Here is a 24,633-nt window from a genome sequence, read left to right as displayed (position 1 = left end):
CGTACGACATTCATGGCTGCCGCAAGTCGTGGTCGTGCGTGTAAGTCCCGCTTTCGATTTCCTTCCGAGCTTTCTTGAATGACCAATTCGGCGGAGCCAGCACGCGAGCGCGAGCCTTCTCCATTCGCGTCATCAAAGCCTGCACCTCTGTCTCGAACTCGGCGACAGACTTCTGCGATCCGATCAGCTTTGCCTGCCGGAAGCGGTCGCGCAGGTTCATGAACTCCCCAGCGTGCTTCTCGTAATCTTTGATTGTCCCGTCGAGATTGATCGCCTTGAAGACCGGCGGGAGGACCGTCGCTAGCAAGGTGAAGATCGCAGCCCAGACCGTGCTATCCGCGAGCAGCTTCCATGTCGCCAATGCGCCGAAAATTATCGGCGCGACTGTGAAAGCGATGTTGGTCCAGCGCAGGACCTTCAACCAGACAATATTGCTGACAGCAGTGTCGCGGCAATTTTCAAACTGCCGCTCGCATTCATCCATCAGCGCTTCGATGAGCTTCTCGGTCACGATGACAGCGGGATCGCGCTGCCGAAGATGGCCTGCCATTCTTGACCGGCCAGGATCCCATAGTTCGCCTCTTCGTGCTCGCATGCTGTGACGGCATGCTTGTATGCGCGCTGAGCCTGAAACAGCCAATCATTGCCCAGAGCAATGGCTTCACTCGTGCCCGGCATGAAAATGTAATTATTTGCGCGCCCGATGAGATAGGCGAAAAAATCGCGGATCATCCAGTCGTACCAGAAATGATCGCGCTGATTATTGGGCCATGTCGTTAAGAACTCCACTGCCAGCCGCTCAAGCAGGAACGACTTCAGCGAGACGTTCTGCTCACGTTGCCATTGCTTCATCATGCGCGCCAAAGCGCGAGTGTTGCCGACGCAGTAAGTGTCGGAGACGCTGAGCGACTGCTCCTCGGCTTCCGCTGTCGAGGTGATGTAGCGACCGCCATCGTTCGTGTCACAGACCAAAATATTGCCATTCGTGCAGCGGAAGCCAGGCGCGACTTCAATCGGCGTCTGATTGAAGGGAATGACGACGACCTGACCGTCGCCCCTCATGCTGGTCTGTGAGTAGGTGCCGAGCAGGACATTTTTGATTTCCTGCAAAAGCGCGGATTGCCGGTTGCCCGTGCGCGCTTGGTATTGCCAATAGACACTATCGGGCAGAATGAAGAGGATATCGACATCGCGAGACGGCCGCACTCTTGTCAGCTTGCCCCACGAGCCCATCAAGAAGCTATTCGCAGTCTCGGAAGAGACCCCATAGTAGTGGCGATTGAGGCACGCTCGAACTCCGCCCTGCTTGGTATTGCCGTCCTCCAACTGAGCTTTTGTGATCGCCAGATTGTCCATGAAAGCGATGAAGCGGGCACGGACGTAAATCCATTTCAAGCTCAGCGCAGGCGCCTGAGAAGGCGGCGAGACCAGCGAGCTTAGGAGGTTGTTCGAAAAGTTGCCGGAGCCTAGCAGGCTGCCGAACCCTGAGCCGACGGCCGGCTGAAGCCCTGAACCGAAAGGCGGATAAAGCGGAGACCCCATATGATGCCCCTAACGTCCAAGCTAGCACCCCCCATCTACTGCATATGGTAGCTTCCCGCTTTGATACAAGGTGGACCGAATAGATATTTCTACGAGCATCGAGGCCAGAGGCGACACTCCCCGTACTCGCGCGACCGGTAACCTGATTTGCCTCCGCTATAGCCTCCGCTAAGCAGGTTCAGCAGGTTCAACGATTTCTAGTTAAGATATTGAAATTGTTGGTACAGTTGGGTGGGCTCGAACCACCGACCTCCTGTTCCACAGACAGGCGCTCTAACCAACTGAGCTACAACTGCATCCTTGCGAGCCGCACCTCTGGGCGCCCTTAAGAGGGCCGATGCCGAGGGGGGCTGGACGGGGCGGAAACTAGGTGCAACGGGTGTTTTTGGCAAGGCCGCAAACGGACGAAAACCCGGGGTAAATCACCCTCAGCGCGATGAAATCGGGCTTGATGGTGACCATGCTGGTGTTGCGCTCCCCTCGCCCGCTTGGCGGCGATACTCCCGTTGAGGAAAGAGCCCTCTCCCGGCCTCTCCCGCAGGCGGGAGAGGTGAAGAAAAAACCCGGGCGCTGGGCCCGGGTTTCTTGGTCAATTCAGGCCCGATCCGCTCAGGCGGCGGGCGGGTAGAACTTGGCGGCGGAGGCCTTGATCGGCTCGGCGGCGGCGGTGGCGGCGCGCTGGGCGATCTCGGCGAGCTCCTTGGCCTGGGCCTGGAAGGTCTCGAGCTGCTTCTTGGAATGGCCGGTCCAGAGCGCGAACGCATCCGACGGCGACTTCACGCTGAACAGCTCCTGGGTGAAGTCGAGATGGGCCGTGGTGTTGGCCTTCATGAACTCCATCAGCTTGGCGGTGTATTCGCTCGCGCCCTTGCTGGCGGTGGTGAACACGGCCTCGACGGCGCCGTTGTGGGTTTCGGCGGCGTCCTTGAACTTGGCATAGCTTTCGCGCGCCTGCGAAACGCCCTTTTCGGCGAACGCACGCACCTGCTCCGGAACCTCGAACGGAATGACGGAGGCAGAGAATGGATCAGTCGCACCTGTCATGATTGTCCCTCACGATTTGGAAAACGAGAGTGAGCCCTCTGGCGCGCCCGCCGGCCCCGATCATGGGCCCTCAATTCAGCAGGTGCAAAGACTGGAAACGCAACAAATGAGATGGCTCGCCCAGCGCTCGCCACCATCACTGCCTAATATGTCAACATTGTGCAACGCAGCGCGATTATGGCCGCGTTGCGATAATTTAATCTAGGTTAGGATGAGGTTCCCCGGGTGGGGAACCGGTGGTTGAGGGATTTGGGTGCGGGCGTTGCTCTTACCCTCCCCTTGAGGGGAGGGTCGATCGCGCGAAGCGCGAGCGGGGTGGGGTGATCTCTCCACTCGGGCACCGCTTCGGGGGAAAGACTGTCACCCCACCTCGGTTCGCACGTCGCTTCGCTCCGCGCGAACCGATCCTCCCCTCCAGGGGAGGATGGGCACCTGTGATGCCGCGTCAGCAGGACCATTGCGCAGATCCTGCGGATGCAGCCTCGCTCCCGCTTGCGGGGGCGGCGGGATTAAGGTTATCGCGGCTTTAGGCTTCTCCCCGTAGGCTTCCGCCGTGGACCTGCCGGCGCCCGCGCGCGATACTAACCCTTTCTTAAGGCTGTCATTCCCGGCAGCCAGCCAGTGATGCCTGCCCCGTGATGCCTGAGAGCGAGACCTGAAGCCGGTTGGATGAGTAGTTCGGATTTCCAGTTGCGAGGCGTCGGCGATTCCCGACTGGCCGTGCACGCGACCTCCCCGCTGCCCGCCTGGCTCTGGTCGACCGACGGCACGCGCGTGCTCTGGGCCAATCCGGTCGGCGCCAAGCTGTTCGGCGCGGCAAATGCCGTAGCACTTGCGGAGCGGAGCTTCGGCCCGGCCGACAACCATCGCCGCCAGATCGTCCGGCTGGCGCGGCAGTTGCCCGCCAATGGCGCCACCCGGCTCGAACGGCTCCGCGGCTTCGGCGCGCGGCCCGGCAGCCTGATGACCTGCGCCTGTGCCCGGCTCGAATTTGCCGACGGCCACCATGCCGTGCTGGTCAGCGCGATGGACCCGGCGCTGCGCACGATGCCGCTGGTCGAGCGGCTGCTTCGCCTGGTCGAAGGCGCCGCGGTGCCGATGGCTGCGTTCGCGCCCGACGGGCTGTTCATCGGCGCAAGCCAAGCGGCCCGTGCCCTGCTCGGGTTTCGTGATCTCGACGAGGCCGGCCTCGAGCAGGCGCGCAGCGATGCGCTGGCCCAGGGCCGCGTCGAAATGCCGATCGGCATCGGCAACATGGTGCTGCAACGGGTCGGCAGCGGCAGCGATGTCGGCCTCGTTGCGCTGATCGAGCCCAACATTGTGCAGGCGGAGCCTGCTGCGAGCGTGAGCGAGAGCGCGCCGGAGGCCGCGACTGAGGCGCCGGCTCAACCCGCGCAGCAGGCGGTGGCGACCGCGGGCGAGATGCCGCCGTCGAACGAAGCTCCCGGCGGGATTACGCTGTTCGACGCGTTCGCCGAACCGGTCGAGACGCCGGCCCCCGCCGAGACGATCACCCACACGCCTGAGCCGACCGCAGACGAGACCGCGCCGGACGAAGCACCGGTTCACGAGGCGATCGAAGCCGCACCCCAAACTCCGGTTGAAAACCCGCCTGAGGCCATTGTGCCGCCGCAAGCCGAGCCGACCACGGCCGCCATGGTCGAGCCGTCTCCGGCCCCAACAGAGCCGCCCGTACCGCACCAGCATCCGCTGCGCTTCCTGTGGCAGATGGATGCGGAGGGCCGCTTCGTGCTCGGCTCGGACGAGTTCATCCGCCTGATCGGCCCGCGCACCGCGGCCGGCTTCGGCCGGCCCTGGCGCGAGATCGCCGACGCGTTTTCGCTCGATCCGGACGGCCGCGTCGCGCAGGCGCTGGCCAGCCACGACACCTGGGCCGGCATCACCGTGAACTGGCCGGCCGATGGCGGCGAGCATGTGCCGGTCGAGCTTGCGGGCCTGCCCGTCTACGACCGCGAGCGCAATTTCGCGGGCTTCAAGGGCTTTGGCGTCTGCCGCGATCTCGACGGGCTCAACCGGCTCGATGCATTGCGGCGCTACGAGCAGTTCGCAGAACCGCCAGCGCAGCACGGTGTCTCGATCGACGTGCACGAGCCCGCGCCTGAAGCGGAAGCGCCGCCTCCGCCTGCAACTGAGCCCGAATCTGAATTGCCCGAACCCGTTACTGACGCGAATTCACACCCAACCGATCTGGAAACGCCCGTGGAAACGCCTCCCAATGTCCTGCCGTTCCGACAGCCCGGCGACGCGCGAGCACCGACGCTGACGCCGGTCGAGAACAGCGCGTTCAACGAGCTCGCCCGGCAATTGTCCGAGCGGCTCGAACGCGAGAAGGAAACGATCGCGGCTGCAGCGGATGAACCGCCGACAGCGGAGATCACGCCCGACCCGCCTGAACCCGAGCCGCCGCATGCCGCGCCCGAATGGCTGAGCGAACCCGCGCCGCCGGCGCGCGGCGACAGCTTACGCGACCGCACGCTGCTCGACCTGCTGCCGACCGGCATCCTGATCTATCGCCTCGACCGCCTGCTCTACGCCAACGCCGCCTTCCTCGCGCGCATGGGCTACAGTAGCCTCGGTGCGCTGGAAGATGCCGGCGGGCTCGATGCGCTCTATGTCGAGCCCGGCGTGTCCACCGCCAGCAGCACGTCGCAGGCCGGCACGCCGGTGACGATCAGCGCGACCGTTGCCAACGGCGAGCAGCCGCTTGCGACGACCGAAGCGCATCTGCATACCATCGACTGGGACGGCGCCTCCGCGCATGCGCTGATCTGCGCGCTGCCGCAGGCCGCGGCTGTCATCGCCGAACCTGCCACCGCTGCGCCCGTTGCCGCGCCGCCTGTCGACGCCGAGACCCTCGTCTTCGCTCCCGAGCCCGAGCCTGAGCCCGAAGCCGGCGAGGCGGATGCCGAAGATCTCGCCGCGATCCTCGACACCACGGCCGAGGGCATCGTCATGTTCGATGCCGAAGGCAACATCCACGCCTGCAACCGCAGCGCAGAGGCGCTGTTCGGCTATGACGGCGAAGCGCTGATGCAGCAAAATCTGGTGACGCTGTTCGCGCCCGAGAGCCAGCATGTCGTGATCGATTATCTCGAAAGCCTCAAGAGCCAGGACATCGCGAGCCTGCTCGACCATGGCCGCGAGGTGCTGGGCCGCGAGAAGAAGGGCGGCGTGATTCCGCTCGCGATGATCATGGGCCGAACCCGCCCCGACGGCCCGAACTTCTTCGCCGTGTTCCGCGACCTGTCGCAGAGCAAGCAGGGCGAGACCGAGCTGACGCGGGCGCGCCGTCTCGCCGACGGCGCCGCCAATGCCAAGGCCGACATGCTGGCGCGGATCAGCCACGAGATCCGCACGCCGCTCAACGCCATCATCGGCTTTGCCGAGGTGATGATCTCGGAGCGCTTCGGCACGCTCGGCAACGAGCGCTATGGCGAGTACATGAAGGACATCCGCGCCTCCGGCGAGCGCGTCATCACCATCATCGACGATTTGCTGGAGCTGTCGCGGATCGAAACCGGCAAGCTCGATCTCAACTTCGCCGATCTCAACCTCAACGATCTCGTCGAAGCCTGCGTCGTGGTGATGCAGCCGCAGGCCAACCGCGAGCGCATCATCATCCGCACCTCGCTCGGCCACGCGCTGCCGCAGGTGACGGCCGACGCGCGCGCTGCGGCAGGTCACCATGAACCTGGTGTCAAATTCGATCCGGCTTGCCAGCGCCGGCGGCCAGGTGATCGTCTCGACTGCGCTGAACGACCGCGGCGAGGTGTGCTTGCGCATCCGCGACACCGGTCATGGCCTCAGCGACAACGAGGTCGCCGCCGCGATGGAGCCGTTCCGCACGCCGCCGCCCGGCGATGCGTCGGACAGTTCGGCGCTCAGCCTGTCGCTGACCAAGGCACTGGTCGAGGCCAACCGCGCCCGGTTCAACATCAAGAGCACGGCGAATACCGGCACGCTGATCGAAGTGGTGTTCGCGCCCGCGCTGGCGCGGGCGTAAGCGCGATCAGAGCAGCCGGCTGATCGCCGCGAGGACGGTGCGCTCCCTCTCCCGCCTGCGGGAGAGGGTTGGGGAGAGGGTATCTCCGCAACGGGACAATCCCCCAGAGGAAAGAACCCTCACCCGCCGCGCCGGACGATGCTCCGGATCGCCCGGAGCGCCGACCTCTCCCGCAAGCGGGAGAGGTGCAGCGAGCCCGCGGCGAGTTTTCTGGACTCATTCATGATTCGCTTCGGTCCAAACAAAAAGGGCACGGCTCACGCCGTGCCCTTTCGCATTCGCATAGCCTGGATCAGCTATAGATCTCGAACAGGCCGGCGCCGCCCTGGCCGCCGCCGATGCACATCGTCACTACGCCCCACTTGGCCTTGCGGCGCTTGCCTTCCTGGAGGATGTGGCCGGTGAGACGCGCGCCGGTCATGCCGAAGGGGTGGCCGATCGCGATCGAGCCGCCGTTGACGTTGTACTTCTCGGGGTCGATGCCGAGCTTGTCGCGCGAATAGAGGCACTGGCTGGCGAAGGCCTCGTTGAGCTCCCAGAGATCGATGTCGTCGATCTTGAGGCCGTGACGCTTCAACAGCTTCGGCACGGCGAAGATCGGGCCGATGCCCATCTCGTCCGGCTCACAGCCCGCCGCGGCCCAGGCGACGAAGCGGCCCAGCGGATTGAGGCCGCGCTTCTCGGCATCCTTGGCTTCCATCAGCACCACCGCGGCTGCGCCGTCGGAGAGCTGGCTGGCATTGCCGGCGGTGACGGACTTGCCCGGGCCCTTCACCGGCTCGAGCTTGGCGAGGCCTTCCAGCGTGGTCTCGGGACGATTGCACTCGTCGCGGTCGACGACGTAGTCGACGATCGACTCGGCCTTGGTTGCCTTGTCGACCACCTTCATCTTGGTCTTCATCGGGACGATCTCGTCCTTGAACTTGTTCGCCTGCTGGGCCGCGGCCATGCGGCGCTGCGACTCCAGCGAATATTCGTCCTGGTATTCGCGGCTGACATTGTAGCGCTCGGCGACGATGTCGGCGGTGTCGATCATCGCCATGAAGATCGCCGGCGCGGTCTTCAGCAGCTCCGGATCGACCCATTCCTTCGGCGATCCGCCGCCGGGGATCGAGATGCTCTCGACACCGCCCGCGACGATGCAGTCGGAGCCGTCCGAGCGGATCGAGTTCGCGGCCATCGCGATGGTCTGCAGGCCCGACGAGCAGAAACGATTGACCGAAACGCCGCCGGTGCTCTTGGGTAGGCCGGCGAGCAGCGCCGCCTGGCGGCCGATGTTGGGCGCGCCATGGGCGCAATTGCCGAGATAGCAGTCCTCGACATAGTCCTTCTCGACACCGGCGCGATCGACCGCGTGGTGGATGGCGTGCGCAGCCAGCGACATCGGCGGCGTGATGTTGAACCCGCCGCGGCCGGACTTCGCCAGCCCGGTGCGCGCATAGGAAACGATGACGGCTTCACGCATTGTTTTCTCCCTTTTCGAACGATTGGTACGGAGCCTTACGACAAGGTGTTCTCGGCGCCATTGGTACACAAAGTTGGAAGGCTGCGGGAGAAATAAAAACGCCGCCTCCGGTGATGGAGGCGGCGTTGTTCCGCGGGTCGGAATATCAATGTGCCCTAGAACGTCAGTGCCTTGACCTGCTTGACCTGCGGCAGGGCCTGCACCTTGGCGAGCAGGTCGGCCGGCACCGCGCCGTCGACCTCGACCAGCGCGATGGCATCGCTGCCCTGCGCGACGCGGCCGAGGTGGAAGGTCGCGATGTTGATCTTGGCGTCGCCCAACAGGCTCGCGAACCTGCCGATGAAACCCGGCTTGTCCTCGTTGGTGACGTAGATCATCGACTTGCCGAACTCGGCGTCGACGCGGATGCCCTTGATGTCGACGAGGCGCGGCTTGCCGTCGGCATAGACGGTGCCGGAGACCGAGCGCGCCTGGCGCTCGGTGGTGACGGTGACCGTGATCAGGCTTTCATAGTCGCTCTGCGCGGCGCGCACGATCTCGTCGACCACCATGCCGCGCTCCTTGGCGACGACGGGTGCGGACACCACGTTGACCTCGCCGAGCATCGGCCGCAGCAGGCCGGACAATACCGCCGAGGTGATCGCCTTGATCTTCATCTCGGCGACGTGGCCTTCATAGGTGATCTCGACCTTGAGGATCCCGCTTTCGGTGAGCTGGCCGGCAAACGAGCCGAGCTTCTCGGCGAGCGCGATGAACGGCTTCAGCTTCGGTGCTTCTTCCGCCGTGATCGAGGGGAAGTTGACGGCGTTCGAGATCGCGCCGGTGAGCAGATAGTCCGACATCTGCTCGGCGACCTGCAGCGCGACGTTCTCCTGGGCCTCGGTGGTGGAGGCGCCGAGATGCGGCGTGCAGATCACGTTGGGATGGCCGAACAGCACGTTGGCGGTGGCGGGCTCCTCGACGAAGACGTCGAAGGCGGCACCGGCAATGTGCTTGGAATTGAGCGCATCGACCACCGCCTGCTCGTCGACCAGGCCGCCGCGGGCGCAGTTGATCAGGCGCACGCCCTTCTTCATTTTGGCGATCGCAGCCGCGTCGATGATGTTCTTGGTCTTGTCCGTCAGCGGGGTGTGCAGCGTGATGAAGTCGGCGCGTTTCAAGAGATCGTCGAGATCGACCTTCTCCACGCCGATGTCCCTGGCGCGCTCCGGCGACAGGAACGGGTCGAACGCGATCACCTTCATGCGCAGGCCGAGCGCGCGGTCGGCGACGATCGAGCCGATATTGCCGCAACCGACGACGCCGAGCACCTTGCCGGTGATCTCGACGCCCATGAAGCGGTTCTTCTCCCACTTGCCGGCCTGAGTCGAGGCGTCGGCCTGCGGGATCTCGCGGGCCAGCGCCAGCATCAGCGTGATGGCGTGCTCGGCGGTCGTGATCGAATTGCCGAACGGCGTATTCATCACGATGATGCCCTTTGCCGTGGCGGCGGGGATCTCGACATTGTCGACACCGATGCCGGCGCGGCCGATCACCTTGAGGTTGGTCGCCTTCTCCAGGATCTTGGCGGTCGCCTTGGTCGCGGAGCGGATCGCAAGGCCGTCGTAATTGCCGATGATCTCGGCGAGCTTGTCCTTGTCCTTGCCGAGGTTGGGCTGGAAGTCGACCTCGACGCCGCGATCCTTGAAGATCTGCACGGCGGCGGGCGAGAGCGCGTCGGAAATGAGAACTTTGGGCTTGGTCATGGGGATGTGTCCTTCACACCCTCCCCTGGAGGGGGGGGGGTCGGCGCGGAGCGCCGGGGTGGGGTGAAGCTGCGAAAAAAAAAATCGCCGGTGCGCCGTGTGGAGAGATCACCCCACCCCGCCGCACCTGGCGGTGCGTCGACCCTCCCCCTCCAGGGGAGGGTAAGAACTCAGGCCGCCTTGGGCAGAGCCGCCCTGGTCTCGGCAAAGGCCCAGTCGATCCACTGTGTCAGCAGTTCGACGTCCTTGGCCTCGACGGTGGCACCGCACCAGATGCGCAGGCCGGCCGGGGCATCGCGGTAATAGGCGAAGTCGTAGCCTGCGCCTTCCTTCTCGACCAGCGCGACCAGCTTCTTGCTGAACTCGGCTTGCGCATCCTCGGAGAGCGAGGTGATCGCGGGATCGGTGAACTTCAGGCACACCGAGGTGTTGGAGCGGATCGCCGCGTCCTTGGCCAGGAAGTCGATCCAGGGCGTCTTCGCCTTCCAGTCGGCCAGCACCTTGGTATTGGCATCGGCGCGCGCGATCAGCGCCTTGAGGCCGCCGATCGACTTGGCCCAGTTCAGCGCGTCGAGATAATCCTCGACGCAGAGCATCGACGGCGTGTTGATGGTCTCGCCGACGAAGATGCCTTCGTTGATCTTGCCGCCCTTGGTCATGCGGAAGATCTTTGGCAGCGGCCAGGCCGGCTTGTAGGTCTCGAGCCGTTCCACCGCGCGAGGCGACAGGATCAGCATGCCGTGCGCGGCTTCGCCGCCGAGCGCCTTCTGCCAGGAGAAGGTGACGACGTCGAGCTTGGCCCAGTCGAGCGCTTGCGCGAACGCGGCCGAGGTGGCGTCGCAAATGGTCAGGCCTGCGCGGGACGCGCTGATCCAGTCGGCGTTCGGCACGCGCACGCCGGAGGTGGTGCCGTTCCAGGTGAAGACGACGTCGCTGTTCGGATCGACCTTGGCGAGATCGGGGAGTTCACCGTACGCCGCGTTGAGCTTGGTGACGTCCTTGAGCTTCAATTCCTTGACGATGTCGCTGACCCAGCCCTCGCCGAAGGATTCCCAGGCCAGCGTGGTGACGGGTCGCGCACCGAGCAGCGACCACAGCGCCATCTCGACCGCGCCGGTATCGGACGCCGGCACGATGCCGATGCGATAATCGGCGGGCACTTCGAGCACTTCGCGTGTCAGGTCGATCGCGAGCTTGAGCTTGGTCTTGCCCACCTTCGCGCGATGCGAACGGCCGAGCGCTGCGTCCTTGAGATTTTGGGCGTTCCAGCCGGGGCGCTTGGCGCAGGGACCGGAGGAGAAATGCGGCACGTTCGGCCGCGAAGCGGGCTTCGCTACAGTCATCGTCTACCCTTCCAGATAGTAAGCCTCCCGTTGGGGGGAGGTGTCCCGCCGCGGCTGATACGGGAAACAGGAAGAGTCGTCAAGGAAGTTCCGGCCCCTCACGCGCGAGTGATGGCGCCTCCGGTGCGACTTTGGGCGATTCGACCACGGCAAGCGCGTTCAGCAAGTCCGTGGCCTCGCTGATCAATTGCGCGGCTCGGCGGCGGCTGCCGACCTTCATAATGCATTTGTCATTGGCCTGCACAACGTAGTCGTTGCCGACCTTGATCATCGAATAGCTTGTCATCGAAATCCCCGAACCGACCGAGCCCGGTTTGGACGTTCGGTAGCACCGTTCGTTCCCGCGCGAAGGTGAACGACGCAGGGGTAGTTTATCAGCTGTTAACATGAACGAATGCGCGATCGGATTTTGCTGATCGCGCAACGCTCGCAACGCGCTGCCTCAAAAGCGGACAGTCATGCCGACGTGACTCGCAGCGAACCCGAGCCGCTTGTAGAAGCGCTGCGCATCGACGCGACTCGCATGCGTCATCAGCTCGACCAGATTGCAGCCGCGCGCCTTTGCTTCTGTGATCGCCCACTGCACCAATTGCTCGCCGATGCCGCGGCTGCGGCAATCCGTGGCAACGCGGACATCCTCGAGCAGACCGCGGATGCCGCCTTGCGAACTGATGCCCGGGAGGATCGCGAGTTGCAGGCAGCCGACCACCCTGCCCTCGCTCTCGGCAACCACGAGCGCGAGGTTTGGATCGCGCTCGACGCGTTCGAACGCCTGGTAATAGACGGCAGGCAATGGATCCTCCACCCGCTCGCGCGCGCGGCCGAGATGATCGTCGGCGAGCATCGCGATCATCGCAGGGACGTCCTCGCGACGTGCGGGGCGGATCGAAACGGATTTCGTATTCATAGGCGAAGCTCCGGACTTAGCGCGCCGACGGAAGGCCGAGATAAGCCTCGGTGTCACCGATCCAGCGGCCGATGGCGGCCAAGCGGGCGAGGTCGAAGCCGCCTTCATGCGCGACGCGGGTATAGGCCAGCAGCGAGATGTCGGCGAGCGAAACCAGGTCTCCAGCCAGGAAACCACTGGTGGTGAGATGGGCCTCCATGCGATCGAGCGCCGCATAGCCGCGCTTGACCTTCTCCGGATCGAGCTCGGATGCATTCCTGCCGAGATAGACGAGCTGGAAGCGGCACACCGCGATATAGGGTTCGTGGCTGTACTGTTCCCAGAACAGCCATTCGTCCATCTTGGCAGCGGCGTATGCGTCGGCCGGAATGAGCGCGCTGTCGCGCGCGAGATAGCGGATGATGGCGTTGGACTGCGCGAGGGTGCGGCCGTCGTCGAACTGGATGGTCGGCACCTGGCCGGCGCCGTTCATCGTCAGGAATTGGGGCGTGCGCGACTCGCCCTTGCGCGTGTCGATCTCGATCCAGCTGTAGGGCAGCGCGAGCTTGTCGCAGACCCACTTCACTTTCAGACAATTTCCGGAATTGCTGTCGCCGTAGATCTGCATTGCTGCCGCCCCGATTTTCGGGCGACAGAGCAGCAGGACGGATGGAAGCTGTCAACCGCGGCGATGTGCGCGGGTCAGAACTTGTAGCCGAGACCCGCCCGAACTGTGTTGATATTCGTGTCAATGTTGGTGGTGAAGCGGATGTATTCCCATTCGGCGCGCGCAAACAGCCCGCCGGCGAGGTTGACGTCAACGCCGAGACCGGCGGTATAGCCGTAGATCATGTGATTGTGCACCGTATCGTCGGCGCTCAGCGGCTGGAGGCCTGCAAAAGATCCGTTGATCGTCCTGCTGACCGAATCCTCGACAAGAACATTCCGCGAGATGTCGGCCTTGCCGAGCGCGAAGCCGCCAAAAATGTAAGGCAGGAAGCAGCCCCAGGCATACGCCGCACGGCCACGGAAGGTCGCCATGTCAGAGATCGAGATTCCGGCCGACGACGTCACCTTGACGTCGTGGAAAAAGCCGTCGGTCAGTGCACTGCCGCTGACGAGTTCCTTCGAGGACTGCGACGTGCCACCGAAGGTGCCGTGCAGATAGCTCACCTCGAGGCCGAGGACGACGTCCTCCCACTGGCCGTTATATCCGAAGAAGGCGCCGTAGCCGCTCGAGCGGGTCGACTGTCCGCCGAGGCCGAGATTCCAGTTCGCCACGTCCATCTGCTGAATCACATTGTGATCCAGCAGCGTGCTCAGCATCGTCCGGTTGCTTCCGCTGAAATGTTCGTCCGACGCGCCGTAGCCGCCTTGGCCGCCGACATAGAAGCCGTCCCAGTTGACACTGGATTTGCTCAGCCCGTCGGTGAAGCCGCCGCGCAGGACCGGCAAGTCCGGCATGTCGGCCGCATGTGCGGCGGACACCGTCCCCAATATCGCTGCCGCCAACAAAAGCCTACGCATTGCAACGCTCCATCGAACTCGAACTTTCGCTCGTGATCATGGCTCGTTAACCTTAACCAATGGTTGCGTCGGACGCTTTCACCGCGGTCGCACCATGAAAAATACGCAAAGCAAAACGGCGCGGGAGCATTCCGCGCCGTTAAGAGAGTTTAAGAGATGGGCGATCGATCAGCCCTTGGTGACGAGCGGGGGCGGCGCGTAGACCGGCGGGCTGTTGAGCTCCCAGCGCACGCCGAGCTTGACGTCGTGCGACGTGATGTCCTTGATCTTGATCGTGCTCGCGCCGGAGCTGCTGTTGTCGAACGCGCGGAAGTTGCCGGGCGCGGCATCACCAAGATCCATGTAGCTGTAGGCCAGTTCGACAGTGAAGCCGGGATTGACCTTGTAGGCGAGACCGGCGTGCGCGGCCCAGGCCAGGTTCCACTTGCCATTGTCGGCAAAATACGTCGAGCTGCTGGTCAACTGTGGATTGTTGATCGCAACGTATTGGAACCCATCGTCGCGGAAGCCGCTGATCCTGTTGTACGAGCCGCCGACACCGGCACCGATGAATGGCGTGATGCACCACCAGGTGCCTAGATCCACATAGGCATTCGCCATGACAACAAACTCTGATTTGCTGCCGCTATAGCTGTCGTTTCCGGCAAAGCCGGGCGCAATAACGCTGTTGGCGCCATGGAAATTGGCGCGCCCACGATATTGACCAATTACGTCGGCACGAAACCAGTTGTTGAACCGGTAGCCAACGCCAAGATCGAACAACGGCGAACTATCAAAGCCCAGACCAAAGGTGCCGACGCTGAGATTCGGGTTTTGGGCAGCGGCACTGTCGATGCGCTTGGCGCTCTGGTTGGTCATGCCGATATCGCCGCGCAGATACCAGCCGCCGAAGTCGGCGGGCTGCGCGACCGGGGCATACATGGGGGGCGGTGCCGCGATCGGCATATCGGCGGCGAACGCCACCGAGGAGATCAGTGATGCCGCACCCGCGGCAAGGAGAGACTTCACGCTACGCATTGGCTTCGTCCTTTTGGCCGGTGAGGCAATACGCGCCTCACTTTTCTGGAAACTCACAGGCCGGACGATTGCACCAAATGTTTAAGCGCCACTTAACCCTAATTTTTAAGGTTGATTTTTTCTGAGTGCACACGCGGATGCGGCGGGAGCGTTGCAAAAATGCGGCAGGCGGAGCTTCCGTTCCGCCGCAATTGCTAACGATGTATGAAGCCGCATCGCAGCGAAAAAGGATGTGTTAACGCGCGTGCTGCGGCAGCCTGGGCAGGAACACCGCAAGCAGCCCGATCGCGGGAAGCCAGGCGCAGACCTGGTAGACGAACGCGATCGAGGTGTGATCGGCGAGCTTGCCGAGCACGGCGGCACCCAGGCCGCCGATGCCGAAGGCGACGCCGAAGAACACGCCGGAGATCATGCCGAAACGATGCGGCACCAGTTCCTGCGCGAACACGATGATCGACGACGTCGTCGAGGAGATGATCAGGCCGATGATGACGCTGAGCACCGCGCTGGCGTAGAGGCCGGCATAGGGCAGCGCCAGCGTGAACGGCAGCGCACCGACGATCGAGATCCAGATCACGATCTTGCGGCCGAAGCGATCGCCGAGCGGACCGCCGAGAAACGCGCCGACCGCGTTCGCCGCGAGGAAGATGAAGAGATACATCTGGGCGGCCTGCGTCGACACGCCGAAGCGGTCGATGAGGTAGAAGATGTAGTAGCTCGACAGGCTTGAGACGTAGAGCTGCTTCGAGAACAGCAACGCCACCAGCACAACAAGCGCGATCGCCACGCGGCGCGAGCTCGGCGCATCCGGATGGGCCTGAGCCACCGCAACCTTCTTTGCCTTGATCTGCGGTTCGTACCAGCGGCCGATGCGCCAGAGGATGACAATCGCGAGGAACGCGATCGAGGAGAACCAGGCGATGCTGCCCTGCCCGAACGGCACCACGATCAGCGCAGCCAACACCGGCCCCATCGAGGTGCCGAAGCTGCCGCCGAGCTGGAACACCGATTGCGCGAAGCCGTAACGGCCGCCGGAGGCGAGCCGGGCGATGCGCGCGGATTCAGGGTGGAACACCGCCGAGCCGAGACCGACCAGCGCAGCGGCCATCAGGATGACGAGATATTGGTGCGCGGCGCTGAGCAGCAGCAGGCCGAAGAAGGTCGAGGCCATGCCCACCGAGAGTGAATAAGGCTGCGCCTTCTTGTCGGTGTAATGGCCGACCACCGGCTGGAGCAGCGAGGCCGTGAACTGGAACGCCAGCGTGATCATGCCGATCTGCGCGAAGTCGAGCGCGTAGGTGTCCTTCAGGATCGGATACACCGAGGCGATCAGCGACTGCATGGTGTCGTTGAGGAAGTGCGAGAAGCTGATGCCGGCGAGCACAATATAGGCCGGCCCTGCGGCAGCGGCCGGCGCGACGTCGCCGACGACGACCGGCTCGCTCAGCGTTTCCTCGGAGACGACGACAGGCTTGTTCAAAGGCTAATCCCGGCACGCGCGGCGATCCGCCGCATCCGGCTAGTTACGATGCAAGCGGCGGCCAAACCACCGCCAATCGTCGATAGCAGGGATGCGCGGGTGTCTCCGTCTTCCCGTCTTCCCCTCTCCCCTTGTGGGAGAGGGTGGATCGCCGCGTAGCGGCGAGACGGGTGAGGGGTTCTCTCCGCGCGTCGCCTTCGTAGTTGTGTACGCGGAGAGAACCCCTCATCCGGCGCTTCGCGCCACCTTCTCCCACAAGGAGGGCTTTGCACAATCGGCTGCACGTGATTCTTTGAATCATGGCTGATTCTAGCGAGGTGAGCCAAGCATGGTCGAGCGCAATGTCGGTCAAATGAGCTTGGCGGATGTCCTGGTTCGGGCACGCCGAGGCAGCATCCTGGATGAGGTGGAGGCTGTTGTGGATTGGGCGCCGCTGCGCTCGCTTCTTGGCAAGCGGGGTGGCGATGGTGCCGGTAACAGCAGCTATCCAGCGGAAGTCATGCTTCGCTGCTTGCTCGCCGGGATCTGGCACAATCTGTCCGATCCGGCGCTGGAAGCCGCCATTGCGGACCGGCTGTCGTTTCGTCGCTTTGTTGGTCTGAGCCTGCACGATCAGACCCCGGATCACACGACATTGTGGCGGTTTCGGCAGGAACTCGCCAAGGACGGTCTGATCGAGAAGGTGTTCGCGGAGATCAATCGGCAGTTGGAGGCCAAGAAGCTGATCCTCAAGCAGGGGACGCTGGTCGACGCCTCGTTGATCCCGGCCCGAGCCACTCCGCCCCGCAAGGCACGCAAGGATGGCGAGGATACGCCATCTGCGGATCGCGATGCACGCTGGGGCCGGAAAGGCAAAAAGAGCGTGTTCGGCTACAAGATCCACACGGGTGTGGATGCCGGTCACACCATCATTCGTCGTGTCCACATGACGGATGCCTCGATCACTGATACAGAACCGGCGGATCGTCTGTTCTGTGGTGATGAGGAAGCGGTCTATGGCGATCAGGCCTATTACACGCATGCCCGGCACGCGCGCCTGACCGAAGCCGGTATCAAGGATCGCCTGATGCGTCGTTCGAACAAGCATCATCCCGAACTGCCGCCACGACAGAAGCTGCGCAACAAGCTGATCGCGAAGATACGCTCAGCCGTGGAGCGACCGTACGCCGTGTTCAAGGAGCATTATGGTCTGCGGCGGATGCGCTTCTTCAACTTCGCGCGCAACCAGACGCACATCGTGCTGGCCTGTTGCGCCTACAATCTGCGTCGCGCGGCCGGCGCCTTGGCCGCGCAACGCCCAGAGTCCGTCTCCGTTTGAAAAAACGGAGGACAACAGGGGTGAAATGAGCAAAATGCCGCTCACTGCAGCGGGCTGACAGCAAAAAAGCCCGCGACGCACCTCAAGCGCCCGCTCGCCCCTCTGTGCAAAGCCCTCACAAGGGGAGAAGGAAGAAGTTTTACCTCAAGCCGCGGCCTGGCCGAGCGCGGAGACGATGGTGTCGACGACGTCCTCGACCAGGATGCGGTCCTCGCCCTCGGCCATGACGCGGATCACGGGCTCGGTTCCGGAGGAGCGGATCAAGAGGCGGCCATGGCCGTTGAGCCGCTGCTCGCCGTCGGAGATCGCCGACTTGACGTCGGAATTATCAAGCGGCTTGCCACCCTTGTGGCGGACGTTCTTGAGGATCTGCGGCAGCGGATCGAAGCGATGGCAGACCTCGGACACGGGCCGGCGCAGCCTCTGCACCACCGCCAGCACCTGCAACGCAGCGACAAAGCCGTCGCCGGTGGTGGCGTAGTCGGACAGAATGATGTGGCCGGACTGCTCGCCGCCGAGATTGTAGCCGCCGCCCAGCATCTGCTCGAGCACGTAGCGGTCGCCGACCGGCGTGCGCACGAGATCGAGCCCCTGCCCTTTCAGGAAACGCTCAAGCCCGAGATTGGACATCACGGTGGCGACGATGCCGGGCCGCGACAGCCGCCCGTCCTCCTTCCAGCTCTGTGCGATCACCGCGAGCAGCTGGTCGCCGTCGACGACATGGCCGCGCTCGTCGACCAGGATGACGCGGTCGGCGTCGCCGTCCAGCGCGATGCCGATATCGGCGCGCATCTCGCGCACCTTCTTCGACAGCGCTTCCGGCGAGGTCGAGCCGCAATCCTTGTTGATGTTGAAGCCGTCGGGCTCGACGCCGATCGGCACCACGTCGGCGCCGAGTTCCCACAGCGCTTCCGGCACCACCTTGTAGGCGGCGCCGTTGGCGCAATCGACCACGACCCGCAGGCCGTCCAGCGAGAGATCGCGCGGCAGCGTGCGCTTGGCGAATTCGATGTAGCGGTCATGCACGCCGTCGATACGGCGGGCGCGGCCCAGGCTTGCGCTTTGCGCCAGCCGCTTGTCGATGGGCTCGTCGAGCAGCTGCTCGATCTGCTTCTCGACGTCGTCGGAGAGCTTGAAGCCCTGCGGGCCGAACAGCTTGATGCCATTGTCCTCGAACAGATTGTGCGAGGCCGAAATCATCACGCCGAGATCGGCGCGCATCGACTTGGTCAGCATCGCGACCGCCGGCGTCGGCATCGGGCCGACCAGCAGCACGTCCATGCCGACGGAGGTGAAGCCCGCGACCATGGCATATTCGATCATGTAGCCGGACAGGCGGGTGTCCTTGCCGATCACGACCCGGTGGCGGTGGTCACCGCGCTGAAACGCCAAGCCGGCGGCCTGGCCGACCTTGAGCGCGAGCTCCGGCGTGATCAGTCCGTTGGCGCGGCCCCGGATCCCGTCCGTCCCGAAATATTTGCGGCTCATATCGTCCCCCACGCAACAACCAGGGACTACAACCCGCGGGGCGCCCGGAGGGGCCCCCGCATCCCTGATTTGCTGAGGTCTTATAAAGCCATCGCGGCTAACTTGGCTTCAAAAAATATGATGAATCATTACGGAACCGGGGTCGCCCCCGCCCCGGTAAGCCATTGTGAAACACGGTGTTTCCGGCTGGAACGTCGAAATCGCCGGAACCGCCTGCTAGTCGGTCCGCTTCACATGACCGTCGCCGCGGCTCGGCGCCGGTTGGGTCACATTGACGGGATCGGAGCCCGGAAAGGTCTCCTCCAACCCCTCCTCCAGCGCCTGATCGAGCCGATGCTTCTCTTTTACCTCGTCCGGCGTCGGCTGCCTGTGGGGCTTGGTCATGGCGCCCTCCTCGCAAAGGATTTGGCTGTGCATCCAACCATGCTAGATGACGCCTAAATCTTCCGATGCAAGACGGGCCGGGGAAACGTTCATGAAGCACATCACCTGTATCGACGATCTTCGCACGCTGCATCAGCGGCGCGTGCCGAAGGCGTTCTTCGATTATTGTGACCGCGGTTCCTATGCCGAGGAGACGCTGCGCGCCAACCGCGACGATCTCCATGACATCAAATTCCGCCAGCGCATCCTGGTCGACGTTTCCCGGCGCGACACCTCGACCATGATCCTCGGCGAGCCCTCGACCATGCCGCTGATCCTGGCGCCTGTGGGCCTTCTCGGCATGCAGCATGGCGACGGCGAAATCTATGCCTGCCGCGCCGCGCAGGCCGCCGGCATCCCGTTCACGCAATCGACCATGTCGATCTGCTCGATCGAGGACATCGCCGCCAATGTCGACAAGCCGTTCTGGTTCCAGCTCTACGTCATGAAGGACCGCGGCTTCATCAAGGAGCTGATCGAGCGCGCGATCGCGGCGAAGTGCAGCGCGCTCGTGCTGACCGTCGACCTCCAGGTGATCGGGCAACGCCATGCCGACATCAAGAACGGCATGACGATTCCGCCGGAGTGGACGCTGTCGAAATTTCTGGATTTCGCAACCAAGCCGGCCTGGGTCTCCGGCGTGCTGCGCGGCAAGCGCCGCACCTTCGGCAACATCGCCGGTCACGTGAAGAACACCGAGGATCTCAACCGCCTCGCGGAGTGGACCGCCTCGCAGTTCGATACCTCGCTGAACTGGAAGGACATCGAGTGGGTCCGCAGCATCTGGCCCGGCAAGCTCATCATCAAGGGCATTCTGGACGTCGAGGACGCCGAGGAAGCCGCCAAGACCGGCGCACAGGCGCTGGTGGTGTCGAACCATGGCGGCCGTCAGCTCGACGGCGCGCCGTCCTCGATCGAGGTGCTGCCGGAGATCGCCGACGCGGTCGGTGAGAGGATGGAGATCATGTTCGACGGCGGCATCCGCTCCGGCCAGGACGTGATGCGCGCGCTCGCGCTCGGCGCAAAGTCCTGCATGATCGGCCGCGCCTACGCCTATGGCCTCGGTGCCGGCGGCCAGGCCGGCGTCGCCAAGGCGATCGACATCATCCACAAGGAGCTGTTGACGACCATGGGCCTGTGCGGCGTCAACAGGGTGGACGAGATCGACGAACACGTGATCGCGGTGTGAGGACATGCCCGGGGTGCAGCTGCGATAACAGCCGTCGTCCCGGACAAGCGCAGCTCCGCTTACGCTTGTCCGGGACGACAGCGGAGTTTGTTGCGGCAGCTGCGCACTATATTTCCCGCCCCTCACATCGGCGGTGTCAGGCCATCGCGGCCGACGCTGACGCGATTGGTCTCGAACGAACCGTCCGCCAGTGGCTTGACGAAGGCGATGATCCTGGCGCCCGCCTTCAGGTCCGACTTTTCGCCGGGCACATAGGTGACGACAGGCGTATCCGCGCCGACGAACACCTTCTTCTCGCCTTCCTTGTATTTGACCAGCAGCGTGTGGCCGTCATTGCCGACGACGCTCTCGGCAACCGTCGCGTTGGTCATGGTGGAGTTCGGCTTCAGATCCCAGGGCCTTGAGCCCTCGCCGGTGCCGCGCATGTTTTCGGGAAACACATGCACTTCGACGGCATTCTCGCCACCATCCGGTCCCGGCACGGTGGTGGCGCCGACGAAAGAGCCGACCTTGATGTCGGCGAGAGCAATCCGGGTGATCCCCGCAACGCGCACGTCGGTGGCGATGTGCAGCTTGACCTGCTCGCCGCTGCGCGACCTGACCTGCATCGTGTCGCCCGCGACGTTCTCGATGGTGCCGCGCACCCGCGTCGGCACTGGCGCCCTTTGCGCGAAGGCTGCGAGGGCCGAGATGGCCACCATCGCGACGGCAAGGATTGGACGTGTGAAAGTTGCACGTTGAACAGACATGACTATCTCCGGATTGTCCCCACGGACATAGAACTCCGGAGACCGCGCGCTATTTGCTCAAGTCTTTGTGAGGTCGGCCTCGAGCAGCGCGCGCAGCTCCGCCGTGACCTCCGGCCTTTGGCCGAACCACAGCTCGAAGCCGCGCACCGCCTGATGCAACAGCATGCCGAGCCCATCGGCGGTCTTGAGGCCCCGCGCCCTGGCCGCGGCGAGCAGCGGCGTCACCAGGGGAACATAGACGAGGTCGGTGACGACGGCGGCTTGCGGCAGGCGCGCAACATCGACCTCGAGTGGAGGCTGGCCATGCATGCCAAGCGAGGTCGTGTTGACGAGAAGTTTTGCACGCGGCAGCACGTCGTTGATTCCGTCCCAGGAGATCGGATGCACGTTAGGCCCGAACTGCGTCGCGAGCGCCTCGGCCCGCGCGATGCTGCGGTTGGCGACGTGGACGCGGCTGAGGCCACGTTCGAGCAGACCGAACACGACCGCGCGCGAGGCGCCGCCCGCCCCCAGCACCAGCGCCTCTTCGGCCCGATCCCAACCGGGCGCGCCGGCATCGAGGTTGTTGATGAAGCCCTCGACGTCGGTATTGGTCGAGCGCAGTTCGCCGTCCGCGAACCACAGCGTGTTGGCGGCGCCGACGGCCGTTGCCCGCACATCGGGCGTGGAGAACGCCAGCACGTCCTCCTTGTGCGGGAGGGTGACGTTGCCGCCGACAAAGCCGCGCAGCGACAGCCGCAGCACGAAATCGCGGAGGTCCTCAGGGGGCACCGCCTCGATGACATAGCCGCCCGCAATCCCGAGCGTGCGCAGCCAGTAATGATGGATCAGCGGCGAGCGCGAATGCGCCGCCGGCCATCCGATCAGACAGGCCGCGGGAGCCTTGGTCACGGTCATCCTTCCCTTCGGGAGAGTGTGGAAGGCGATCCATTTCGCGTCCAGCCGGCTCTGTCAAGCCGCGCGGGCGCCGCATCGCCACTCCAGAGTCTGTCTACAGAGACAGTCTGGATGGCCTCGTCGCTTCGTTCCACGCAATGACGGTGGGAGGGGTGCGTGACTTCAACTTCAACTCTTGCCGTGCTCGCGGACGCGGCCCCTCATCCCACCCTCTCCCCGCGCGGACGGGGAGAGGGAGTGAGAGGCCGGTGCGTCCCTGACTGCGAGGGACGGCTCAGGCCGCGTGCTGATGCGCGGCGATGATCTGGTCGGCGGCGCGGCCCGTGACTTCGGCCATGTGGTCGAACTGACGGGTGAAGCTGCCGGCGCCGGCAGTGGCCGAGCGCAATTCGACGATCAATTCGCCGATCTCGGCTTCCGGCATCATGGCGCGGACACAGTCCCAGCCGCTCCAGCCGTCGCGGGTGTCGAAGCCGAGGATCTGGCCGCGCCGCGCCGACAGGATCGCGTTGATCTTGGCGGTGGCATCGGTCGGGCAGACGATCTCGACCACGTGGATCGGCTCCAGCAACACCGACTGGCATTGCGGCAGGCCTTCGTTGAGCCCGATCCGCGCCGCGGTTCGGAACGCGAGATCGGAGGAATCGACGCTGTGATAGGAGCCGTCGGTCAGCGTCACCTGCAAATCGGTGACGGGGAAGCCGAGCGGGCCGCGCGTGAGCCCGTCGATGACGCCCTCTTCCACCGCGCCGATGTAGTTGCGCGGCACCGCGCCGCCGACCACCTTCTCGGCGAATTTGAAGCCCTCGCCGCGCGCCAGCGGCCGGATCTCGAGCACGACGTCGCCGAACTGACCGTGGCCGCCGGACTGCTTCTTGTGGCGGCCGCGCTGGACGATCGGCTTGCGGATGGTCTCCTGGTAGCCGATCGCCGGAGGATGCGACGTGATCTTGACGCCGAAGCGGTCGCGCAGCCGCTCATTGGCCACACGCAGATGCATCTCGCCCTGTCCCCACAATACCGTGTCGTGGGTCTGGGCGTTCTGCACGACGACGAGTGAGGGATCCTCCTCGTGCAGCCGCGCCAAAGCCTGGCCGAGCTTGACGTCGTCCTTGCGGTCGACGGCCGCAACCGACACTGCCAGCACCGGCGGCGTCGGCTCGAGAGCGGCCAGCGCTGCCGGCTGGGTCTTGCCGCTCGAGATCGTGTCGCCCGTGTTGACGGGATCGAGCTTGGCGAGCGCCACGGTGTCGCCAGGTTCAGCCGACGCACGCTTGCTGTCGTAAGCGCCGCTGACGGCGAGGATGCCGGAGACGCGGCTGGTCCCGCCGGAGGAGGATTGCAGCGTCGCGCCGTCCTCGAGATGGCCGGCGAGCAGCCGCGTCAGCGACAGCTTTCCGCCGTGCTGCGAGTGCAGCGTCTTGAAGACGAAGCCGAGCGCGTCCTTGCTCTCGGTTGCGCCAGAACGTTTGACGCCAAGACGCTTGACGGTCTCCGCGATCCCCGGCGCCTCGTGGCGCAGCGCCTTCATCAGGCGCAGCACGCCGTTCTCGCGCGCGGCCGCGCCGAGCAGCACGGGGCAGATCTGCCCTTCACGCAATTCGCGGGCGAGATCGTCGAACACCGCATCGCGCGGCGGCTGGATGTCTTCGAGCAACTGCTCCATCAGGGCATCGTCATGATCGGCGAGCTTCTCCAGCATCGAGAAGCGGGCCTCCTTCTCGCGATCGAGATCGCCGCCTTCGAGCGCGACCACTTCGGAGGCCTTGTGCTCGCGATAGACGAAGGCGCGCTCCAGTGCGAGATCGACAAAACCTTCGATCAGCTCGCCGTTCCAGATCGGAATCTGGCGCAGAACCAGCGGCACGCGGGAGGCCGGCTGAAGCGTCGCCAGGGTCTCGCGGATGCGTTTGTTGGCGCGGTCGATCTTGTTGAGAAACAGGAAGCGAGGGATCTTCAGCTCTTCCAGCTCGCGCAGGATGATCTGGAGCTGCGGCAGCTTCTTCTCGTCGGCCTCGCAGACCACGACCGCGGCGTCGACCGCGGGAAGCGCGGCGCGCATGTCGTGGGCGAACTCGACGGAACCGGGACAATCCAGGAAAGTGTAGCTGTCGCCCATGAAACTCGTCGTGGCGGCAGTGAGGCCAACGGTCATCTTGTGATGGCGGGCCTCTGGCGTGGCGTCGCCGACCGACGTTCCGGCGTCGACGCTGCCGGCGCGCGGGATTGCGCCCGTTCGCGCCAGTATCGCTTCGAGAAGTGTGGTTTTACCGCTTTGGAAAGGGCCCACCAGCGCAATGCACCGTGGACCTCGGGGACTTCTGACGTCTTGTCCCATTCGCCGCCTCCTTGGTGTGGAGCTCGGCCCATGATTGGGTCGGCAAGCGCAGATGCTCTGCCCGTCCCCGCGGTTTGGCAAGCATCAAACGTCGCTGCGATGCGTCGTCAGTTTGATCAAAGTCTTAGTGGCTGGTGTTCCACCTCTCCCCGTCGGGG

The 24,633-nt window shown here is 64.3% G+C and carries 19 protein-coding genes, 1 tRNA gene and 1 pseudogene; 3 read left to right on the top strand and 18 right to left on the bottom strand.

Annotated features, from left to right (window positions below):
* Positions 1-10: 10 nt before the first annotated feature.
* From AB8Z38_RS28875 to AB8Z38_RS28860, 4 genes are all read right to left on the bottom strand, one after another.
* Entirely contained in the window at positions 11-511 is a 501-nt protein-coding gene (locus AB8Z38_RS28875) for a hypothetical protein (protein WP_369721068.1), read from the bottom strand.
* Positions 508-1,542 carry a hypothetical protein gene (locus tag AB8Z38_RS28870; protein WP_369721067.1) on the bottom strand — a complete coding sequence of 345 codons (1,035 nt, stop codon included), beginning with the start codon at positions 1,540-1,542 and terminating at the stop codon, positions 508-510. Before AB8Z38_RS28870 ends, AB8Z38_RS28875 begins: the two co-directional genes overlap by 4 nt.
* Before the next feature lie 219 nt (positions 1,543-1,761).
* Positions 1,762-1,838 (bottom strand) — tRNA-His (locus tag AB8Z38_RS28865).
* Positions 1,839-2,151: 313 nt separating this feature from the next.
* Positions 2,152-2,586: a phasin gene (locus AB8Z38_RS28860; protein ID WP_369721066.1), complete on the bottom strand. Its 435-nt coding sequence runs from the start codon at positions 2,584-2,586 to the stop codon at positions 2,152-2,154.
* Between the two features lie 669 nt (positions 2,587-3,255).
* On the opposite strand from AB8Z38_RS28860, the pseudogene AB8Z38_RS28855 reads away from it, so the two are divergent.
* A pseudogene (locus tag AB8Z38_RS28855) lies at positions 3,256-6,610 on the top strand (PAS domain-containing protein).
* Between the two features lie 292 nt (positions 6,611-6,902).
* Here AB8Z38_RS28855 and AB8Z38_RS28850 read toward each other — a convergent pair.
* From AB8Z38_RS28850 to AB8Z38_RS28810, 9 genes are all read right to left on the bottom strand, one after another.
* Entirely contained in the window at positions 6,903-8,075 is a 1,173-nt protein-coding gene (locus AB8Z38_RS28850) for an acetyl-CoA C-acyltransferase (protein ID WP_369721065.1), read from the bottom strand.
* A 155-nt stretch (positions 8,076-8,230) separates the two neighbouring features.
* The gene (gene serA / locus AB8Z38_RS28845; protein ID WP_369721064.1) at positions 8,231-9,820 is read right to left on the bottom strand and encodes a phosphoglycerate dehydrogenase; all 1,590 of its coding nucleotides are present in this window, start codon (positions 9,818-9,820) and stop codon (positions 8,231-8,233) included.
* Between the two features lie 170 nt (positions 9,821-9,990).
* On the bottom strand, positions 9,991-11,163 hold the full coding sequence (locus AB8Z38_RS28840) for a phosphoserine transaminase (protein ID WP_369721063.1): 1,173 nt from the start codon (positions 11,161-11,163) through the stop codon (positions 9,991-9,993).
* A gap of 79 nt (positions 11,164-11,242) precedes the next feature.
* Positions 11,243-11,434 carry a hypothetical protein gene (locus AB8Z38_RS28835; protein WP_369721062.1) on the bottom strand — a complete coding sequence of 64 codons (192 nt, stop codon included), beginning with the start codon at positions 11,432-11,434 and terminating at the stop codon, positions 11,243-11,245.
* Between the two features lie 171 nt (positions 11,435-11,605).
* Positions 11,606-12,070 (bottom strand): N-acetyltransferase family protein, encoded by a 465-nt coding sequence (locus AB8Z38_RS28830; RefSeq protein WP_369721061.1) that lies wholly within the window; start codon positions 12,068-12,070, stop codon positions 11,606-11,608.
* A 16-nt stretch (positions 12,071-12,086) separates the two neighbouring features.
* The gene (locus AB8Z38_RS28825) at positions 12,087-12,677 is read right to left on the bottom strand and encodes a glutathione S-transferase family protein (protein ID WP_369721060.1); all 591 of its coding nucleotides are present in this window, start codon (positions 12,675-12,677) and stop codon (positions 12,087-12,089) included.
* Between the two features lie 74 nt (positions 12,678-12,751).
* Positions 12,752-13,576: an outer membrane protein gene (locus AB8Z38_RS28820; RefSeq protein WP_369721059.1), complete on the bottom strand. Its 825-nt coding sequence runs from the start codon at positions 13,574-13,576 to the stop codon at positions 12,752-12,754.
* A gap of 168 nt (positions 13,577-13,744) precedes the next feature.
* Entirely contained in the window at positions 13,745-14,593 is an 849-nt protein-coding gene (locus tag AB8Z38_RS28815) for an outer membrane protein (RefSeq protein WP_369721058.1), read from the bottom strand.
* A gap of 235 nt (positions 14,594-14,828) precedes the next feature.
* Complete coding sequence (locus AB8Z38_RS28810) at positions 14,829-16,073, bottom strand: MFS transporter (protein ID WP_369721057.1); 1,245 nt, start codon at positions 16,071-16,073, stop codon at positions 14,829-14,831.
* Between the two features lie 328 nt (positions 16,074-16,401).
* On the opposite strand from AB8Z38_RS28810, the gene AB8Z38_RS28805 reads away from it, so the two are divergent.
* Positions 16,402-17,391: an IS5 family transposase gene (locus AB8Z38_RS28805; protein WP_369720878.1), complete on the top strand. Its 990-nt coding sequence runs from the start codon at positions 16,402-16,404 to the stop codon at positions 17,389-17,391.
* Positions 17,392-17,535: 144 nt separating this feature from the next.
* Here AB8Z38_RS28805 and glmM read toward each other — a convergent pair whose 3' ends face one another.
* Positions 17,536-18,879, bottom strand: coding sequence for a phosphoglucosamine mutase (gene glmM / locus AB8Z38_RS28800; protein WP_369721056.1), 1,344 nt, complete (start codon positions 18,877-18,879; stop codon positions 17,536-17,538).
* A gap of 216 nt (positions 18,880-19,095) precedes the next feature.
* Positions 19,096-19,263 carry a hypothetical protein gene (locus AB8Z38_RS28795; RefSeq protein ID WP_369721055.1) on the bottom strand — a complete coding sequence of 56 codons (168 nt, stop codon included), beginning with the start codon at positions 19,261-19,263 and terminating at the stop codon, positions 19,096-19,098.
* Positions 19,264-19,354: 91 nt separating this feature from the next.
* Here AB8Z38_RS28795 and AB8Z38_RS28790 point away from each other — a divergent pair, with 91 nt between their 5' ends.
* Positions 19,355-20,491 (top strand): L-lactate dehydrogenase, encoded by a 1,137-nt coding sequence (locus AB8Z38_RS28790; RefSeq protein WP_369721054.1) that lies wholly within the window; start codon positions 19,355-19,357, stop codon positions 20,489-20,491.
* Between the two features lie 122 nt (positions 20,492-20,613).
* On the opposite strand, the gene AB8Z38_RS28785 is transcribed toward AB8Z38_RS28790, so the two are convergent.
* The 3 genes from AB8Z38_RS28785 to AB8Z38_RS28775 all read right to left on the bottom strand — a co-directional run bounded on the left by AB8Z38_RS28785 (position 20,614) and on the right by AB8Z38_RS28775 (position 24,475).
* Positions 20,614-21,240, bottom strand: a complete 627-nt coding sequence (locus AB8Z38_RS28785) for a hypothetical protein (RefSeq protein WP_369721053.1) — start codon at positions 21,238-21,240, stop codon at positions 20,614-20,616.
* A 57-nt stretch (positions 21,241-21,297) separates the two neighbouring features.
* On the bottom strand, positions 21,298-22,137 hold the full coding sequence (locus AB8Z38_RS28780) for a shikimate dehydrogenase (protein WP_369721052.1): 840 nt from the start codon (positions 22,135-22,137) through the stop codon (positions 21,298-21,300).
* Positions 22,138-22,411: 274 nt separating this feature from the next.
* Positions 22,412-24,475 carry an elongation factor G gene (locus tag AB8Z38_RS28775; RefSeq protein ID WP_369721051.1) on the bottom strand — a complete coding sequence of 688 codons (2,064 nt, stop codon included), beginning with the start codon at positions 24,473-24,475 and terminating at the stop codon, positions 22,412-22,414.
* Positions 24,476-24,633: the final 158 nt, after the last annotated feature.

The sequence above is a fragment of the Bradyrhizobium sp. LLZ17 genome (assembly GCF_041200145.1).
Lineage (GTDB): Bacteria > Pseudomonadota > Alphaproteobacteria > Rhizobiales > Xanthobacteraceae > Bradyrhizobium.
Note: the sequence above shows the minus strand (reverse complement) of the source record. Positions and strands in the feature narration are given on the sequence as shown.

Bases quoted from the DNA above. Each gene is read 5' to 3' on its own strand.
- AB8Z38_RS28870 (WP_369721067.1), bottom strand. From the start codon at position 1,542: ATGGGGTCTCCGCTTTATCCGCCTTTCGGTTCAGGGCTTCAGCCGGCC.
- AB8Z38_RS28860 (WP_369721066.1), bottom strand. From the start codon at position 2,586: ATGACAGGTGCGACTGATCCATTCTCTGCCTCCGTCATTCCGTTCGAG.
- AB8Z38_RS28850 (WP_369721065.1), bottom strand. From the start codon at position 8,075: ATGCGTGAAGCCGTCATCGTTTCCTATGCGCGCACCGGGCTGGCGAAG.
- serA (WP_369721064.1), bottom strand. From the start codon at position 9,820: ATGACCAAGCCCAAAGTTCTCATTTCCGACGCGCTCTCGCCCGCCGCC.
- AB8Z38_RS28840 (WP_369721063.1), bottom strand. From the start codon at position 11,163: ATGACTGTAGCGAAGCCCGCTTCGCGGCCGAACGTGCCGCATTTCTCC.
- AB8Z38_RS28835 (WP_369721062.1), bottom strand. From the start codon at position 11,434: ATGATCAAGGTCGGCAACGACTACGTTGTGCAGGCCAATGACAAATGC.
- AB8Z38_RS28830 (WP_369721061.1), bottom strand. From the start codon at position 12,070: ATGAATACGAAATCCGTTTCGATCCGCCCCGCACGTCGCGAGGACGTC.
- AB8Z38_RS28825 (WP_369721060.1), bottom strand. From the start codon at position 12,677: ATGCAGATCTACGGCGACAGCAATTCCGGAAATTGTCTGAAAGTGAAG.
- AB8Z38_RS28820 (WP_369721059.1), bottom strand. From the start codon at position 13,576: ATGCGTAGGCTTTTGTTGGCGGCAGCGATATTGGGGACGGTGTCCGCC.
- AB8Z38_RS28815 (WP_369721058.1), bottom strand. From the start codon at position 14,593: ATGCGTAGCGTGAAGTCTCTCCTTGCCGCGGGTGCGGCATCACTGATC.
- AB8Z38_RS28805 (WP_369720878.1), top strand. From the start codon at position 16,402: ATGGTCGAGCGCAATGTCGGTCAAATGAGCTTGGCGGATGTCCTGGTT.
- glmM (WP_369721056.1), bottom strand. From the start codon at position 18,879: ATGAGCCGCAAATATTTCGGGACGGACGGGATCCGGGGCCGCGCCAAC.
- AB8Z38_RS28795 (WP_369721055.1), bottom strand. From the start codon at position 19,263: ATGACCAAGCCCCACAGGCAGCCGACGCCGGACGAGGTAAAAGAGAAG.
- AB8Z38_RS28790 (WP_369721054.1), top strand. From the start codon at position 19,355: ATGAAGCACATCACCTGTATCGACGATCTTCGCACGCTGCATCAGCGG.
- AB8Z38_RS28785 (WP_369721053.1), bottom strand. From the start codon at position 21,240: ATGTCTGTTCAACGTGCAACTTTCACACGTCCAATCCTTGCCGTCGCG.
- AB8Z38_RS28780 (WP_369721052.1), bottom strand. From the start codon at position 22,137: ATGACCGTGACCAAGGCTCCCGCGGCCTGTCTGATCGGATGGCCGGCG.
- AB8Z38_RS28775 (WP_369721051.1), bottom strand. From the start codon at position 24,475: ATGGGACAAGACGTCAGAAGTCCCCGAGGTCCACGGTGCATTGCGCTG.